A 16,346-nucleotide genomic window follows, 5' to 3' on the forward strand; every position below is an offset into this window, starting at 1 on the left:
GGCGCGGGGCGTAGAACGCAACCGGCTCAGAGACGGAACTCGACCAGCACCGGCCGGTGATCCGACAGGTAGCTGCGCACCACTGTCACCTCGGGGTCGCAGCACTGGCTCGGCAGGTAGATGTAGTCCAGGGCCCGACTCGGGAAAAAGGACGGGAACGTGTGCAGCGCCCGCCCGGCGAGCCCCTTGGGCAGAAGCGTGTAGTTGTCGAACTCCTCGAAGTAACCGAGCAACATCGCCGTCGCGTCGGGCGTGTGGGAGGGGTTGTTCATGTCGCCGCACAGAATCGGCCGCGCACGCCAATGGGCTCCGCGATGCATCCGCTGGTGATCGATAAACTCGATGAGCCGCGCCGCCTGCTTGAGGCGTGAGGTGCGCGAGCGGTGGTGCATGTGGACGCTCATCACCGGCACGCGTCCGGCCGGCGTCTCGATCTCGGTGAAGAGCGCGCCTTTTTCGCCGATCACCCGCCGGCCAAACGGGACATTTTCGTGGTGGGCAATCGGGTAGCGCGACAGGACGGCATTGCCGTAGTTCAGGTGCAGATGTCCCCCGAAGCGTGCGAGGCGGTTGTTCACACCGTGGACGAAATGCGGCAGCCCGGTGTGCTCGGCGAGAAACGCGAGGTGGTCGAAGCTGCCGTTCCAGCGCGAGTTCTCGTCGATCTCCTGGAGCGCGACGATGTCGGCATCGAGGCGCTTGATGAGGTGCGCGATGTTGACGAGCTGGGCCCGAATCCGGGCGCGCGACCGCAACGTTTGGTGGAGACTCAGCCCGCGGGCGTGGGCGATGTTGTAGGTCAACAGTCGGATCCGCGCCATGTTGTGAAACCAAGCCTGCTTCGCCGCGGGCGCAACGGGGAAATGACGAGAGAAGGATTGACAGCCAGCGGGCCGCTGGGGAACTTCACCGCTCGTTTTTTCACGGCGGTCATAGCTCAGTTGGTTAGAGCACAAGATTGTGGATCTTGGGGTCGCGGGTTCGAGTCCCGTTGGCCGCCCCATTTTGCGAGGACAGGACCGACTCCCGCCCGGATGCTGTTAACGGGAACGTAACGTCCGGTCCGTTGCCCGGGCCGATATTAGCAGGCAGCTAGCTTTGCCATGTTGCCCGCCTCCTCCGTGAACCGCGAAATCCCCGGCCCCGAGCCGACGGAGGATGCCGCCGTATTCAAGGTGGACCTCGCGAATCTCGCCCACCACCGCCGGAGCGTGGAGGCCCAGACTCCGCTCGCGGAGGTGCAAAAACTGTTTCAGCAGATCTCGCAGGATTTCTTCGCCATCACTGAGGCGGGCAGAGTGACGGGACTCTGCTCGCGCGCGACGGTGGGATTCATGCTCGGCTCGCGCTACGGCTTCGCGCTCTACGGCTCGACGCCGGTCGCGGCCGCCCGGGCGCCCCGGCCGCTCATCTACCGTCCGGACGTGCCGCTCCGCGAAGTGCTCGACGGCGCGCTTTCCCGGTGCGGGTCGGAATTCTTCGAGGATGTCGTGCTCGTCAACGACACGCAGGAGCTGCTGGGGTTGATTCCCGTGCCGCGCTTGGCGCGCCTGCAGCTGCAGCTCTTCGGTCACCAGCTGAAGCGGGCCATCGAGCAGGACGACGCCCTGCGGCAGCAGAATCTCGAGCTCTTCCAGATCAACCACCAGTTGCGCCAGTCGCAGGGGCGCTACAAGGCCCTGTTCGAAAACAACGCCCTGGGCGTGGCGCTGCTCGATCCTCACGGCGCCATCGTCGCTCACAACCGTCGCTTCGAACAGGTTCTGCAACTCGAGGCCCGCCCGAGCCCCGCGCGCTTCGAACTCGGCGAATGGCTGGCCCCATCCGAACGTGGGCGTCTGGGGCAACTGCTCGCGGCCCTCGAACGTCAGGGCCCGGCTTCGGCCCCCACCCTCGGTCAGTTCCTGTTCGAGTTTCCGGGCGGCGCCACCCGCATGATCGAGCTGCACTGCAGCTGGGTGGCGGAGACCGGACAGGTCTGCGCCTTTCTCGAAGACATCACTGACCAGAACGCGCTGGAACAGCAGCTCGCACGGCAGGAGAAACAGAACATGCTCGATACGCTCGTCGCGGGCGTCGCGCACGAACTGAACAACAAGCTCACGCCGGTCCTCGGCTTCGCGGAGCTGCTCGAAGCCGTGGCGCCACCGGCGCTGCGCCCGCACACGCAGTGCATTCGACAAAGTTCGCGCGAGGCGGCGCAGATCATCAAGCAGCTGCTCAACATCGCCCGGCCCGCCGACACCGACTTCGCCCTCACCGATCTCGCCGCGCTCTGCCGCGAAGCCGTGCAGATGCTGCGCTACCAGCTGCAGGAGCATCGCTGCGAGCTGCACCTCCGAATCCCGTCCGATGCCGTGTGGGTCAAGGGCGACGCCGCCCAACTCAAACAGGTGCTGATCAATCTCATCCTGAACGCGCTCCACGCGATGGAACACGTTCCGCGCCCCGAGCTGACGCTCAGCGTCGAGACCGGCCCGGAAGGGGCGTGGCTGCGCGTGCGCGACGTCGGCACCGGCATCAAGCCCGAGCATCTCTCGCGGATCTTCGATCCCTTCTTCACCACCAAGGGCCCGCGCGGCACCGGGCTTGGCCTCAGCATTTCGGCCAGCATCGCGCGCCAACACGGGGGCGCGATCACGGTCGAAAGCGTGGTGGGGGCAGGCTCGACGTTCTCCCTGCGGCTGCCGGTCCAGGCGTCGGAAACGCGTGCCCGCCCCGCAGAGGATCGGAGCGCCCGGCCGGCGCACTACGACGCGTCACGGCGCAGCGTCCTGATCGTCGACGACGAGGAATTCGTGCGTCAGTTCATGCAGGAAGTGCTTCGCGTCTGCTTCTCCTGTCGCATCGAACTCGCCATCGACGGCCAGGACGCGGTGGAGAAACTTCAGCGCGCGAACTTCGATTTGGTCCTGACGGACATCCGCATGCCGCGACTCGACGGCTTGCAGCTGCGCAGCTGGATCGCCGAACATCGGCCCGAGTTGTCTGCACGCGTCGTGTTCGTCACGGGCAACGCCGGCACGCTCGACCTCGACTCCGGACTCGCCCACGTGCCGGGTGCAGCGGTGATCCGCAAGCCGTTCACCGTCGACGCCATCATCGGCGTCTGTCGTCCCTACCTCGTTTCGGCGGCCTGAGGTTCCCGCGCGCCGCCGCGCACCTCGGCAACAACGGCGGCGTCCGCGATCGCGTGCTCCGTCACCGTGACTCCACCCGAGAAATCCCGCAGCCACGCCGCGTCTCCCGCCAGCTGGCTCGCGTATCCCTGCAGCTCCGTGGCGAACCGGGCCTGCCGTTGCGCCTGATCGGCGGACGCCGCGCCGCGACCGCTGAGCTGCCGCAGGGCGGCATGGATCGCCGCCGCGGCCTCGACCTGCCCAACCGACGCCGTTTCGGCGACCGTGAGCAAGTCCTCAAGCTCGGCCACCGCCGCGGCGATGGCCGCAAAGTTGGACGCCACCGCCGAGGCCACCGCGATGCCCCGGCGATTCGTCTGCTGCGACGCGTTGATCAAGGCCTCGGATTGCTGCGCCGCCTCGGCGCTGCGCAAGGCCAGGCGCCGCACCTCGTCCGCCACGACGGCAAAGCCGCGGCCGGCGTCTCCGGCGCGCGCGGCCTCGATGGCGGCATTGAGCGCCAGCAGGTTGGTCTGAAAAGCAATCTCCTCGATCGAGTCGATGACGCGCTGCACGCGGTCGCCCGAGGAGGCGATGTCCGTCATCGCCGCGCTGAGTTCGCCGACGCTCCGCCCGCCCTGCTCCGTCTCGCGCGAGGTGCGCAGAATGAGTCGACCCATCGCCTGCACTCGCTCGCGGGTCTCGCCCGCCGCCTCCGCCACGCGCGAGGCGTTGCCGGCCGTCTCCTGCAACGCCGCCGCTTCATCCTCCGCGGCGGTGGCGAGCTGCCCCGCTTGGGCGCCCGCCGCGACGGTTTCCTGCTGCAACCGATCAGCTCCCGCACCCATGCGCGACGCGACCGCTTGGAGGCGGCCGCTGACGCGATTCGAAAAAGCGCGGGTCATCACCAGCCCGGCCACCGGCAGCAGCAACGCCGCAGTGCCGACGATCCACACCGTGGAGTTCAGCTGTGCAGCGGATTGTCGCGCCGAAATCAGCGTCGTCTGCATCGTGCTTTCCAGAACCGGCTGGAGGCGGTCGGCGGTCTCCGCACCGAGTTCGGAAACCGCCTGGATCAAACGCACGCGCTCGAGGATGGAGATTTTCAAGTTGGCCAGCTCATCGCCGAAGTCGCGTAACCGGCCCTGCACTTCCTCAATGAAATCGCGGAGATCGGAGGGAGGCGTGGCCTGCACGATGCCGGCGATCTCCGGCATCAGCGCCGCTTGCTTCTGGCTGGCGCGGGCGGCGAATTCCGGATCGAGCAGCGAACTCGCGAACAACACGTTGTTCTGGACCTCGGCCAGCGCTCCCAAGCCGCGGGCAAACACCTCGCGGTGTCGCGGCGCGCGAACGCCGGGGATCTGCGTGCCGTCATCGGTCGCCAATTGAAGGCACAACGTGGAGAGCAATGAAGCCTGGGCCGCGAGACCGCGGACGGAGCGGTCGTTGCGGAGATTCGCCTCGGCGAGTTGCTCGAAGGCGGTCTGCCAGCGCTTCAGGCGCTCGGCGGTTGCGACGAGTTCCCGAGGTTCGGCACCGGCGGCGAGTTGGACCCGGATCACCGCCAGCGCGTGCCGTGCGCGCTGGAATTCCGCGATGGCCTGCCGCCGGTCCTCGTCCGCCCGCGTGCGATTGTATTGCGCGACACCCATCGCCACCGCATCGACCTGGCGCAACACCTCGGTCGACGGGATCGCCTCGCCGCCCACGGCCTGCGCGACCCCAGCCACCTGACGATTGACCCGCCACATCAGTCCCAACGCCGCAGCGCACACCACGAGGGCGGCAACCCCCAGGCTCACAAAAAGCCAGCGCATCTGCGCGGGCAGGGAGACTCCGACTCGCTTCCTCGACGCCATAAGGTCCCCCACATCGGCCGGCGGCGGCGGCAATTAACGCGCGCGCCTCTATCGTAACACCGTCGCTCCCTTTCGCCTGAAACCGTAACCTTTGTAAATTAACCCTCGCCTGCCGGAATGCCGCGAGTATCGCTGGAGCACGTATGATTTCGTTCAAGAAGCTGCTGGGCAAAGAGGAGAAGTTCTACGACCTGTTGGACGCGAGTGCGGAGGAAGCCAAGCTGGCCGCCGGCCTGCTGGCCAAGATCCTCGCCAACGAGAGTGCCGCACAGGCCTCGAGCATCCACGACATCATCCAGACGCGCCGCAAGGACAAGCGCATCACCCAGCAGATCACCGAGGAACTCTGCAAAACCTTCGTGACCCCGCTCGAACGCGAGGATATCGAAGCGCTTTCGCTGGCCCTCTACCGCATTCCGAAGACGGTCGAGAAGATCGTCGAGCGCCTGACCATTTGCCCCGCCCGCGTCCCGCGCGAGAGCATGCAGCGCCAGGTCGTGCTGCTCGAGGAGGCGGTCGAGAGCGTGCACTTCATGGTCACGCAGTTGCGCAAGGGCACGAATATCGAGCGCATCCAGGACGCGCACGCCCGCCTGCAATTCGCCGAGGGAGAGGCCGACAAGGTGATGCTCTCCCTGGTCAAGGATCTCTACAACGGCCCCTACGAAGCCAAGGAAGTCGTCATCCTCATGGAACTCTACGACCTCGTCGAAATGGCCATCGACCGCGCGCGCGACGCCGGCCAGGTCGTGTTCCAGATCATGCTGAAATACTCCTGAGCCTCCGCCGACGCAGGTCATGACCATCTTCCTGATCGTCCTCGTCGCGGCGCTGGTGTTCGAATACATCAACGGCTTTCACGACGCCGCGAACGCCATCGCGACCGTCGTCTCGACCAAGGTCCTCACCCCGCGCCAGGCGATCATGCTGGCGGCATTTTTCAATCTGGTCGGCGCGCTCGCCGGCACTGCGGTCGCCAAGACGATCAGCGGCGGCATCGTCGAAGGCGGCATCGTCACGATGGTCACCATCCTCGCCGCGCTGACCGCCGCCATCATCTGGAACCTGCTGACTTGGTGGCTCGGCCTCCCCTCGAGCTCCAGCCACGCGCTGATCGGCGGCTTGTGCGGTGCGGCCCTGGCCACGGCCAACGACAACTGGTCGGTGCTCGTCTGGTCGACCGTCGACAAGAAAGGCGCCGCCGCCGGACTCTGGCCGAAGGTCGTCGCTCCCATGTTCAGTTCGCCGATCATCGGCTTCATCGGCGGCGCGATCCTGATGTCGTTGCTCCTGCTCGTCGTGAAGCACTGGACGCCACGCTTCGTGAATTACTGGTTCGGCAAGGCGCAGCTCGTCAGTGCCGCCATGATGGGCTTCAGCCACGGCTCGAACGACGCGCAGAAGACGATGGGCATCATCACACTCGCGCTCGCCACCGGCACCGCGCAAGGCGTGTTCAAGGACTTGCCGCCGTGGGCCGACTTTCTCCGCGTCGCTGAGTTCAAGGAAATCCCCATGTGGGTCGTGGTCGTTTGCGCGCTGACGATGGCCGCCGGCACCGCCGCGGGCGGCTGGCGCATCATCCGCACCATGGGCCACAAGATGGTCAAACTGCAGCCCGTGCACGGCTTCGCCGCCGAAACCACCGCGGCCGCGATCATTCACGTCGCTTCCGACCTCGGCATTCCCGTCTCCACGACGCACGTCATCTCGACGTCCATCATGGGTGTCGGCGCGGTGAAGCGCTTTGGCGCCGTCAAATGGGGCGTCGTCGAGCGCATCGTTTGGGCGTGGGTGCTTACCCTGCCCGTCTGCGGTCTCATCGGCTACGGCGTCGAGATGGCGCTGCGGCACTTCGGCTACAAGTAAGCCGGGAGATCCACCCGCGTGGGCAATTACTTCCCTGCGGGCGGAATCTGCTGCTGCACGACCTGTTTGATCTCCTCGGAGTGGCGAACGTCCTTGCCGCGCACGAGGTAGATCATCTCTTCCGCGATGTTTGTCGCGTGGTCGGCGATGCGCTCGATCGACTTGGAAACGAACATCAACTCGAGCGCCCACGCGATCGTCTCCGGCTTTTCGATCATGTAGCTCGTGAGGCGGCGATAGACGAGGCGGTTGAGGTTATCGACTTCGGGATCGCGGCGAATGACAGCGAGCGCCTTTTGCTCATCCTCGTGGACGAAACAGTCGAGCGCGTCGCGCAGCATTTCGAGCGCGATGTTGGCCATGCGCGGGATGTCGGCGTAAAGCTCGACCTTCGGCTCAATGGCGAGCTTGCGGGCGCGGCGGGCGATGCTGGTCGCCTCGTCGCCCACGCGCTCGAGGTCGTGCGAGGCCTTCATGCCGACGATGACGAGCCGCAACTCGGAGGCGATGGGACCGCGGAGCGTCATGTAGCGGATGGCCTCCTCATCGATCTGCACCTCGAACTTGTCGATCTCGTCGTCGGCCGCGATGACCTTGTCGGCCAGCGCCAGGTCGCCCTCGGCGAGGGCGCGCACGGCGCGGCGGGTCTGGTCGATGGCCCGGTCGCCCATCTGGAGCAAATCGGTGCGGAGAGCTTCAAGCTCGGCGTCGAAAAAACGTTTCATGTCGGTGCGGGCGGGTGTTGGGGAAACGATCAACCGAAGCGGCCCGAGACGTAGGCCTCGGTCTGCGGGTTGGCGGGGTTCATGAAGATGGTGCGAGTCTCGGCGTATTCGACGAGGCGGCCAAGATAGAAGAAGGCCGTCCGGTCGGAGCAACGCGCGGCCTGCTGCATGTTGTGCGTCACGATGACGATCGTGAACTTCGACTTCAACTCGTGGATGAGTTCCTCGACCTTGGCCGTCGCGATCGGATCGAGCGCCGAACACGGCTCGTCCATGAGGATGATCTCCGGTTCGACGGCGATGGCGCGCGCGATGCAGAGGCGCTGCTGCTGGCCGCCGGAGAGGCCGAGCGCGCTTTGGTGCAGGCGATCCTTCACCTCGTCCCAGAGCGCGGCGCCGCGGAGGCTTTTTTCCACGACTTCGTCGAGGCGGGACTTGTTCTTCACGCCCTGGATGCGGAGGCCGTAGGTGATGTTTTCGTAGATCGATTTCGGGAAGGGATTCGACTTCTGGAACACCATGCCGACGCGTTTGCGCAGCTCGATGACGTCAACGCGCGGGTCGTGGATGTCGACGCCGTCGATGCGGATCTGGCCGGTGGTGACGCGCGCGCCGTCGATGAGGTCGTTCATGCGGTTGAGGCAGCGGAGCAGCGTGCTCTTGCCGCAGCCGGACGGGCCGATGAAGGCGGTGACCTCGCGTTCGCGGATGTTCAGCGTGATATCGTGCAGGGCCTGCGAAGGGCCGTAGCAGAAGTCGACGTCGTCGATCTCGATCAACGCGCGCGGCGCCGGCGCGACGCCGTTCGCAGCCGCGCCGGAGGGCATCGGGCCCGTCACGCTGATCGATCGGAGCGAAGGGGACGGAGAAGCGGGTTCGGACATGAGAGTGGCTCTTACCATTTGTATTTTTTGCGGAGACGGACGCGGAGCACGACCGAGGTCGCGGCGATCGCGGCCACCGTGAAGAGGAAGACGAACGCGGTGCCGTATTGGACGTCGCGCGTGTAGTCGTTCTGGGGGATCTTGGAGGCGACGACGTAGATGTGATACGGCAGCGCCATGACGCCCTGGAACACGAAGTCGATCGCATGCTTCACCTGCCAGGGCATCTCGTCGCGCACGACGAACGCGGCAGTGAACATGATCGGGGCCGTCTCGCCGGCGACGCGGGCGATCGACAGCACGGAAGACGTGAGAATGCCGGGGAGCGCGTAAGGCAGGACATTGGTGAAGATCGTCTGGAGCTTCGTGGCCCCGAGAGCGAGCGAGCCTTCGCGGTAGCCCTTCGGCACGGCGCGCAAAGCCTCCTCGGACGCCGTGATGATGATCGGCAGCACCATGAAAGCCAGCGTCAGCCAGCCGGCGAGGAGCGACACGCCCATGTTCAGCCCGATGACGAACAGGCCAAAGCCGAACAAGCCGTAGACGATCGACGGCACGCCCGCGAGATTGACGATCGCGAGGCGCAGGAAGCGGATGAACGGACCGTCGGTCGCGTATTCGCTGAGATAGATCGCGCTGATCACGCCGAGCACGAGGGCGATGGTCATCGAGCCCACGACCAGCAGCACGGTGCCGACGATGTTCGGGAAGATGCCGCCGGCAGAGTAGACGTAGGTCTCGACGCGGACATCCTTCATTTCGTCGGCGTGCTCGGCCTTGAAGACGCGGAAGTCGCGATCGCCCATCTGGCGTTTCGCGCCGTTGAGCTCGAAAACGTTCAGCGTCTCCGGCGACTCGGTGAGGAAGGTCGTGTTGATGAACGGCGCCTTGGTCTGAAAGATCACCGCCCCACCCTTCACGCCGATATCGAGGAAGATCACGGCGGCGCACAGCAGCACGAAATACGTCGCGGCGCGCAGCAGCCAGAACACGCCGGCCTCGGCGCGCTTGGCAAAGGTCGGCTGGGCAAAAAGTCGGTCGCTGGGCTTCGTCATTAGGCGGCGATGCGGTAACGGCGCACGATTTTCTGCGCGAGCCAGTTGATCAGGAGGGAAATCAGGAAGAGCACCACGCCGACCATGAAGAGCGCGCGGTAATGCAGGCTGCCGCGCACGACTTCGCCCATCTCCTGCGCGATGATGCCGGTCATCGTGTGCACCGGCTGGAACGCCGTGCCGAGCCCCGCGGTGAAGTCGGGGATCTGGATGCGGTTACCCGCGCAGAGCAGCACCACCATCGTCTCGCCGATCACGCGGCCGAGGCCGAGGAGGATGGCGGCCATGATGCCCGACAGCGCGGACGGGATGATGATGTGCACGATCGTCTGCAGGCGCGTGGAGCCGAGCGCGAGCGAAGCCTCCTTGAAGGAGCGTGGCACGTTGTTGATGGCGTCCTCGGCGAGCGAAAAAATCGTCGGCACGGCCATGAGCGCGAGCAGGCAGGCGGCGGTCGTGGCGTTGAGGCGCTCGGAGAACGGGAATCCCGGCACCCAATCGAACGCGGGCAGCTGGGAGAGCTTGCGCAGCGATTCGCCGAGCACCGCGATGCCGAAGAAGCCGAGCACGACGCTGGGAATCGCCGAGACGAACTCGATCGTGGGCTTGATGAACTTCTGCTCGACCGGGCGCGCGACTTGGTTGACGTAGATCGCGGCGGCGAGGCCGAGGGGAATCGCGATGAACAGCGCGATCGTCGAAATGAGCAGCGAGCCGAAGAGCAGCGGCAGGATGCCATACCAATCCTGCCAGAAACTCGCGGTGATCCACTCGCGGCCGAACGCGAAAGCCGTGAGCGACTCGGCGAACGAGACCGGCTTCAGCTGGTCCCAGGCTTCCATGCGCTTCGTGGCGGCATCGAGTTGCGCGGGAAAGAGGCGCAGCAACTCCGTGAAGCGCGTGAGGCGTGCGTCGAGCGCGGCGTCGCCGAGGCGCGGCGGGTGCGCGGCAAGTTCGGAAATCGCGGTGGCGAGCGCGACGTTGGCGGTTTTCAGCTCCGGGAGCTGGTCCTTCATTGCCTGCACTTCGGTGCGGAAATTGATTTTCTCCGGCACCATTTTCTCGATCTGGCGGCGCAGCTCGGCGGCGTGCTCGGGCGTCGCGGTCGGCAGCGCGTTCTCGAGGTCGGCGCGGGCGTGTTCGGTGTCCTGCGCGACCTTCTGGCGTTCCTTGAGGGACGTCGCGGTCTCGGTCAGCGTGCCGAGGACGGTCTCGTGCGCCGCGATCGCGTCTGCGACGCGGTTGGCGTAGGCGTCGAAGTCGGCGAGTTGCGCCTGCGCGGTGGCGATGGGCAGGCCGGCGCGTTGGAGTTGGGTGAGGCGGTCGGAGCGGACGGCGCCGAGATAGCGGTTGAATGACGAGTAGTCCTCGACTTCGCGTCGCAGGTGATCGGTGAACTCCAAACCGGCGAGGCGGTAAATCTCGAGGTTGTGCCGGTTCATCGGCACGAAGCCGACGGCGTCGCGGAAGATCGTGAAGGTGATCAACGCCAGCACGAGGATCGAGATGGCGGCGTTGCCTTGGAAGACGACCTTCGCCACGCGGTCGCCGCTCAACCCGAAGAACCAGCCGCGCTTGCGGCGCAGGAGGGCCTCGCTCGTGGTGAGGCGTGTGGAGCGGACGGTGGTGGCAGTTTCGGCCATGAAAGGTGGGGCGATCGTCGTTTCCCGGGCGCGATGCGCGCAACCGGGCCAGGTTACGGTTTTGTGACAAAGCAACGCCCGCAGCCGGGTGAGGACTGCGGGCGTGAAGTCAGCACAGACTTACGGGCAAACTCAGTTGACCGTGCGGACCGGCACGAAGCCGACCTTACGGACGGTTTTTTGGCCTTCGTCGCTGAGGGTGAACTCGACGAACTTGGCCGCCTCGCCGCTCGGCTCGCCGTTCGTGTAGTAGAACGTCGGGCGGGCGTAGGGATACTTCTTGGCCTGCACGCTTTCCTCGGTCGGCAGCGCACCGTCGATCGCGACGGTCTTGATGCCGGGGTCGTGGAGATAGGCGAGGCCGACGTAGCCGATGCCGTTCGGGTTCTTGGCGACTTCGGCGGCGATCTGCTCGTTGCCGGCCATCTTCTGGGAGGAACCGGCGTAGTCGCGCTTCTTCATCGCGAGCTCCTTGAAGTCCGAATAGGTGCCGGACGAGGTGTTGCGCGTGTAGACGGAGATCTTGCCCGGCGTGCCGCCGACCTGCGACCAGTCGGTGATGTCGCCGGTGAAGATCTGCTCGACCTGGCGCTTGGTGAGCGCGGAGACGCCGTTGCCCTGGTTCACGATCACGCCGATGCCGTCGAAGGCGACGATCGTGGGCTTGAGCGTGACGCCCTTGGCGAGGGCGGCGGAGGACTCGGTCGGCTTGGCGCGACGGGACGACATGCCGATCTGGGCGGTGCTGTCGATGATGGCGGAGATGCCGGTGGTGGAGCCTTCGGCGGCGATCTCGAACGCGACGTCACCGTTGCGGGCCTTGTAGTCTTCGGCGAGCATCGGGACGAGCTTGGCGCCGAGCGTGTCGGAGCCCTTGATGACGATCTTCTCGGCGGCGATGGCGCTGGTGGCGACGATCGCGGCGAGGGAGAGGGAGAGGAATTGTTTCATGTGGGAGACGGGTGGATGGTTGCGCTTAGAACTTCACGACGAGGTCGAGCTGCAGGAGCTGCGAGTGGTCGAGGTTGGCGAGCGAGTAGGTCAGGTTTTCCTGCTTCGCGGTGGTGTGGAAGTAGGTGGCGTTCAGGCTGGCGAAGTCGGTGAGGTTGTAGCTCGCCTGGAACTTGAAGCCTTCCTGGTTGAGCTTGCCGAAGGCGAAGTCGGAGTCGTTCAGGTTGACGTCGACCGAGCCGAGGCCGATGGAGCGGTAGTCGAGCTTGAGGCTGTAGTCGCCCTGCGTCTTGCCGGTGCCGAAGCTGTAGCCGACGCCGAAGAGCCAGGAGAACGGGTCCTTGTCCCAGACGGTGGTGTTGAGGCCGTAGACCTTGGAGACGCGGCGGTTCGCCTCGAGATTGTAGGCCGAATCCCAATAGACCTTCATCGCGGTGCCAGCGCCGTTGACGTTGAGCCAGTTCACCTCGCCGGCGAAGGTCACGATGCTGAGGCCGCGCGTGGAGCCGAGAAACGGGGTCTCGTTCGTGGTGTTGTTCGCGATGTTGGACTGGTTGTAGATCATGAAACCGGGCGCGAGGACGACGCTGTTCGGGACGTTGCCGATCGAGTCCTTGCCGAACCAGTGGGTGTAGACGGCCTGCTGGGCGAAGAGCCAGGCGTCGCGGCCGGTCGGGCCGGCGTTCTTCTCGTCGCGGTCATCCATGATGTCCTGGAGCGCGCGGATTTCGAAGGTGTCCTTGCCCGCGAGCTGCTTCTTGTAGATTTCCGCGACGCCTTGCGGGTTGATGTCGGCGTCCCAGACGAGGTCGGTCGTGTAGAGCGGGTTCTTCTGCTTGCCGAGAACGACACCGAAGTTCGGGTTCACCTGCCAGCCGATGTAGGCGCGGGCGAGGAAGATCGAGTAGTCGTCGTTGCCGCCCTGGAAGGTCTGGTTGCCGGAATCGGCGGCTTGGCCGGTCTCGAGCGCGAAGCCGGCGGTCCAGCCCTTTTGGAGCGTGACGTCGCCGTTGAAGCGGAAGCGGAAACGCTCGCGCGTGCGCTCGTTCGTGACGGTCGGGCCGGTCGCGGAGGCGGGCGCCTGCGTCTCGTATTGGTGACGCATGCGGAGGTCGCCGGAGAGTTTGAAGTCGGCGATGGAGCCGCTGAGGTTCAGCTTGCCGGCGGAGGTGTTGGCGGCGAAGTCCTTCGTCAATTCGGCGCGGAGCTCCTCGGCCTCCTGGTCGTTCAGCACGCCCTTCTTCACGAGCAGGTCGATGAGGGCGCCGCTGTCTTGCGCGAGCGCGACGCTGGCAGCGAAGAGCGCGGCGGCGGTCGCGAGCAGTTTGGATTTCAGGTTGAACATGGTGTCAGTTTTCCGGGTTGGTGGCGTCGGATAATCGCCGACGCGCCCACGCAGAATAGAGGACGATTGTTACGGCTTCGTGACGGCCGTGTGACGAACGCGGAAAACAAAACAGCGCGCCGTGGCGCGGCAGGGCCGGTTGGAAACCGGCCCCAAAGCAGTCTCATTCGCACGCTTGAGTATCGCGCGACACGGAAAGGGGTGGTCGCAGCTGTCCCAGCGGCGACGAAACCACATTCGACGCCCGTGCCACGCACGCACCTTCTGGCGTCGCTGGGACAGCGACGCCCACCTCAAGCCGCTACCCGCTCGTTTCCGCCGATTCCGCGGCGACCGCAGTGAGCTGGATGAGGTTGTTCAGCGACGAGAAGTGCTTCGTCCACTCGAAGTCGCCCGCGTGACCGCCGACGATCTGGTCGAAGAGCGCCTTCTTGTCGGCCTTGAGCGCCTGGATGCGCTCCTCGATCGTGCCGGCCGTGACCATGCGATACACGAACACGGTGTTCGTCTGGCCGATGCGGTGCACACGATCGATCGCCTGGTCCTCGACCGCCGGGTTCCACCACGGGTCGAGCAGGAAGACGTAATCGGCCGCGTGCAGCGTGATGCCGGTGCCGGCGGCCTTGAGCGAGACGAGCATCACCGCCGCGCCCTGCGCGGACTGGAAGTCCTTCACGGGCTTCTGCCGGTCGACCGTCATGCCGGTGATTTCGTAGCGCGGCAGGTCCGGGTAATGCGCGGCGAGTGCGCTGCGCACGCGATCGAGCAGCGTGACGAATTGCGAGAAGATGACGACCTTGTGGCCGGAGCCGACGACCTCGGTGAGTTTCTCGATCAGGAGCTGCAGCTTGCCCGAGTCGCTGAGCGGGGCGTTGAGCCACGGCAGCAAATCCGGATCGCAGCACACCTGGCGCAGGCGCGTGAGCAGCGCGAGGAAGCCGAAGGACTTTTCGCGCAACGCCACCGTGATGTCCTCGCCGAGGCGTTGCAGTCCCTCGGAGCAGATGCGCGCGTATTCGGCGCGTTGGACTTCGGTGAGCGGGCAAAGCAGGTCCATCTCGACCTTCGGCGGCAACTCGGTGGCGACCTCGTTCTTCGTGCGGCGGAGCTTGAACGGCTCGATCTGCGCACGCAGGCGGTGGATGGTGGCGTCGCGGTCGACGGCGAGTGCGGATTCGAAGCCGGCGCGCGAGCCGAGCAGGCCCGGCAGCAGGTAACGGAAGATCGACCAGAGATCGAGCTGGCGGTTCTCCAGCGGCGTGCCGGTCAGGACGAGACGGTGTTGCGCCTTCAGCGCGAAGCACGCCTGCGTGACTTTCGCGTCGGGATTCTTGATGAACTGGCCTTCGTCGAGCACCGCGTAGCCGAACGGCGTGGCGTCGAGCAGCGACCGGTGCTTGCGCAGCTGCGTGTAGCTCGCGAGCCAGATGCAGGCGCCCTTCGTGTTCGCGAAGTCGTGGCCGGATTTCAGCGTCTCGACCTTCGCCTCCGGGAAAAAGCGCGCGATCTCCTCGCGCCACACGGGCACGACGCTCGCCGGGCACACGACGATGTGGCGATGCTCGGACATCGGCCGGGCCTTGAGCAGCGCGATGACCTGCGCCGTCTTGCCAAGACCCATCTCGTCGGCGAGCAGGCCGTGGCAGCCGGTCTCGCAGAGGTGGTGCATCCACTCGACGCCGCGGCGCTGGTAGTTGCGCAAATACTCCGGCAACACCGGCGGCTGCACGGGCGGCGTGAGCACCTTCTGGCGCCACGCCTCCACCTCGGCTCCGAGTGTGACCTTGATGCGGCTGTCGTTGAAGAGGGAGAAAATCAGATACGGCGGCACCTCGCCGGCCGAATCGGCCTCCTCGAGGTTCTTTTGCCACTGATGGAGGCTGTCCCACTTTTCCTGGGCCATCGTGACGATGCCGAGATCGGGCACGAGGAACGGCGTGCGGCCGTGCTTCAGCAGCGCGAGGGCCTGCTCGTCGGTCAGCAGCTTTTCGCCAGCGCGGAAAATCCAGCGGAGATTCAGTCCGCCCGCCTCGTTCGCGCCCGCGCCGGCGCGGGCGGCTTTGCGCTCGGCGACGGCCTCGATCTCGATGGTGCGCGCGCCGAGCTTGAGCGAGTCGACCTTGGCGTCGACCTCGACACCGAAATGCTTTTTCCAGTGCGGCAGCACGTCCTTCAGGAAGCCGGGGATGTCCGCCAGCGACTCCATCGCGTAGGCGTGCGTGGCTTGGTTGTAGCGGAAGTGGGCCTTGCGCGCGTAGGTCGCGAGCGCGATCAGCTTCGCCCGCTCGGTGGCGGTCGGGTGGATCGCGGTGTTGCCGAGCGCGGGGATGCGATTCTTGCCCTGCTTCCAGTAGGCGAGAAACACCAACCCCTCGCCCGTCGCGGTGAAACTGAGCAGCAGGTCGCGGTCCTTGCCGTTGCCGTTCGTTTCCGGCTTAGCGCCGTTGCCGTTGGCTTCGCCGTTCGCGTGACCGTTCTTGGTCATCGGCATGGGCGGCGTGCTGCCGACGGCGAGCTTGCCCGACATCTCGTCGGCCACGAGTTCCTCGATTTCGTGCAGACCGGCGACCGCGATCGCGTGCGCGAGCGTGGCGTCGGTCGTCGAGGAGCGGACGCGCAATTGCTCTCCTTCCCACTCGATGACGGCGTATTCCTCCTTCTTGTCGACCTTGCGGTGGATGATCGCGTCCTTGGCGCCGAGCTCGATCTCGCGGATTTCGCTGTCGCGATACATCTGATGCCCCCGCTCCACCGGCCCCGACTCGAAGAACTGTTCCCAATCGGCCGCGAGCTTCTCGAACCAGAACTCCAGAGACTGGGGAGTGTAGACGCGCTTCGGCCCGTGGGAACTCATGCGGATAAAAGCTATCCGTTAAAAAGCGCCACCGGCCAC

General features: G+C 65.6%; 12 protein-coding genes and 1 tRNA gene. 4 read left to right on the forward strand and 9 right to left on the reverse strand.

What is annotated here, in order from left to right:
- Positions 1 to 26: 26 nt before the first annotated feature.
- Positions 27 to 821 carry an endonuclease/exonuclease/phosphatase family protein gene (locus HZA32_02225; GenBank protein ID MBI5422875.1) on the reverse strand — a complete coding sequence of 265 codons (795 nt, stop codon included), beginning with the start codon at positions 819 to 821 and terminating at the stop codon, positions 27 to 29.
- Between the two features lie 105 nt (positions 822 to 926).
- On the opposite strand from HZA32_02225, the gene HZA32_02230 reads away from it, so the two are divergent.
- Together HZA32_02230 and HZA32_02235 are read left to right on the forward strand one after the other, a co-directional pair.
- A tRNA-His gene (locus HZA32_02230) sits at positions 927 to 1,003 on the forward strand.
- A gap of 100 nt (positions 1,004 to 1,103) precedes the next feature.
- Positions 1,104 to 3,140 (forward strand): response regulator, encoded by a 2,037-nt coding sequence (locus HZA32_02235; GenBank protein ID MBI5422876.1) that lies wholly within the window; start codon positions 1,104 to 1,106, stop codon positions 3,138 to 3,140.
- Here HZA32_02235 and HZA32_02240 read toward each other — a convergent pair.
- Positions 3,119 to 4,981: a hypothetical protein gene (locus HZA32_02240; protein ID MBI5422877.1), complete on the reverse strand. Its 1,863-nt coding sequence runs from the start codon at positions 4,979 to 4,981 to the stop codon at positions 3,119 to 3,121. The genes HZA32_02235 and HZA32_02240 overlap by 22 nt on opposite strands.
- Before the next feature lie 143 nt (positions 4,982 to 5,124).
- Here HZA32_02240 and HZA32_02245 point away from each other — a divergent pair, with 143 nt between their 5' ends.
- Entirely contained in the window at positions 5,125 to 5,760 is a 636-nt protein-coding gene (locus tag HZA32_02245) for a DUF47 family protein (GenBank protein MBI5422878.1), read from the forward strand.
- Between the two features lie 19 nt (positions 5,761 to 5,779).
- Complete coding sequence (locus HZA32_02250) at positions 5,780 to 6,850, forward strand: inorganic phosphate transporter (protein ID MBI5422879.1); 1,071 nt, start codon at positions 5,780 to 5,782, stop codon at positions 6,848 to 6,850.
- A gap of 26 nt (positions 6,851 to 6,876) precedes the next feature.
- On the opposite strand, the gene phoU is transcribed toward HZA32_02250, so the two are convergent.
- The 7 genes from phoU to HZA32_02285 form a co-directional block, all read right to left on the reverse strand.
- Positions 6,877 to 7,575 carry a phosphate signaling complex protein PhoU gene (gene phoU / locus HZA32_02255; GenBank protein MBI5422880.1) on the reverse strand — a complete coding sequence of 233 codons (699 nt, stop codon included), beginning with the start codon at positions 7,573 to 7,575 and terminating at the stop codon, positions 6,877 to 6,879.
- Positions 7,576 to 7,604: 29 nt separating this feature from the next.
- A complete protein-coding gene (locus tag HZA32_02260; GenBank protein ID MBI5422881.1) occupies positions 7,605 to 8,402 on the reverse strand; it encodes a phosphate ABC transporter ATP-binding protein in 798 nt (265 codons plus the stop codon).
- Between the two features lie 68 nt (positions 8,403 to 8,470).
- The gene (pstA, locus tag HZA32_02265) at positions 8,471 to 9,514 is read right to left on the reverse strand and encodes a phosphate ABC transporter permease PstA (protein ID MBI5422882.1); all 1,044 of its coding nucleotides are present in this window, start codon (positions 9,512 to 9,514) and stop codon (positions 8,471 to 8,473) included.
- Positions 9,514 to 11,157, reverse strand: coding sequence for a phosphate ABC transporter permease subunit PstC (gene pstC / locus HZA32_02270; protein MBI5422883.1), 1,644 nt, complete (start codon positions 11,155 to 11,157; stop codon positions 9,514 to 9,516). The genes pstA and pstC overlap by 1 nt, the downstream gene beginning before the upstream one ends.
- A gap of 132 nt (positions 11,158 to 11,289) precedes the next feature.
- On the reverse strand, positions 11,290 to 12,108 hold the full coding sequence (locus tag HZA32_02275) for a phosphate ABC transporter substrate-binding protein (protein ID MBI5422884.1): 819 nt from the start codon (positions 12,106 to 12,108) through the stop codon (positions 11,290 to 11,292).
- 25 nt (positions 12,109 to 12,133) lie between these two features.
- Positions 12,134 to 13,453 carry a putative porin gene (locus tag HZA32_02280; protein ID MBI5422885.1) on the reverse strand — a complete coding sequence of 440 codons (1,320 nt, stop codon included), beginning with the start codon at positions 13,451 to 13,453 and terminating at the stop codon, positions 12,134 to 12,136.
- Between the two features lie 301 nt (positions 13,454 to 13,754).
- Positions 13,755 to 16,307: a DEAD/DEAH box helicase gene (locus HZA32_02285; protein MBI5422886.1), complete on the reverse strand. Its 2,553-nt coding sequence runs from the start codon at positions 16,305 to 16,307 to the stop codon at positions 13,755 to 13,757.
- Positions 16,308 to 16,346: the final 39 nt, after the last annotated feature.

This window comes from Opitutia bacterium (assembly GCA_016217545.1).
In the GTDB taxonomy this organism is placed as follows: Bacteria; Verrucomicrobiota; Verrucomicrobiia; order Opitutales; family Opitutaceae; genus Didemnitutus.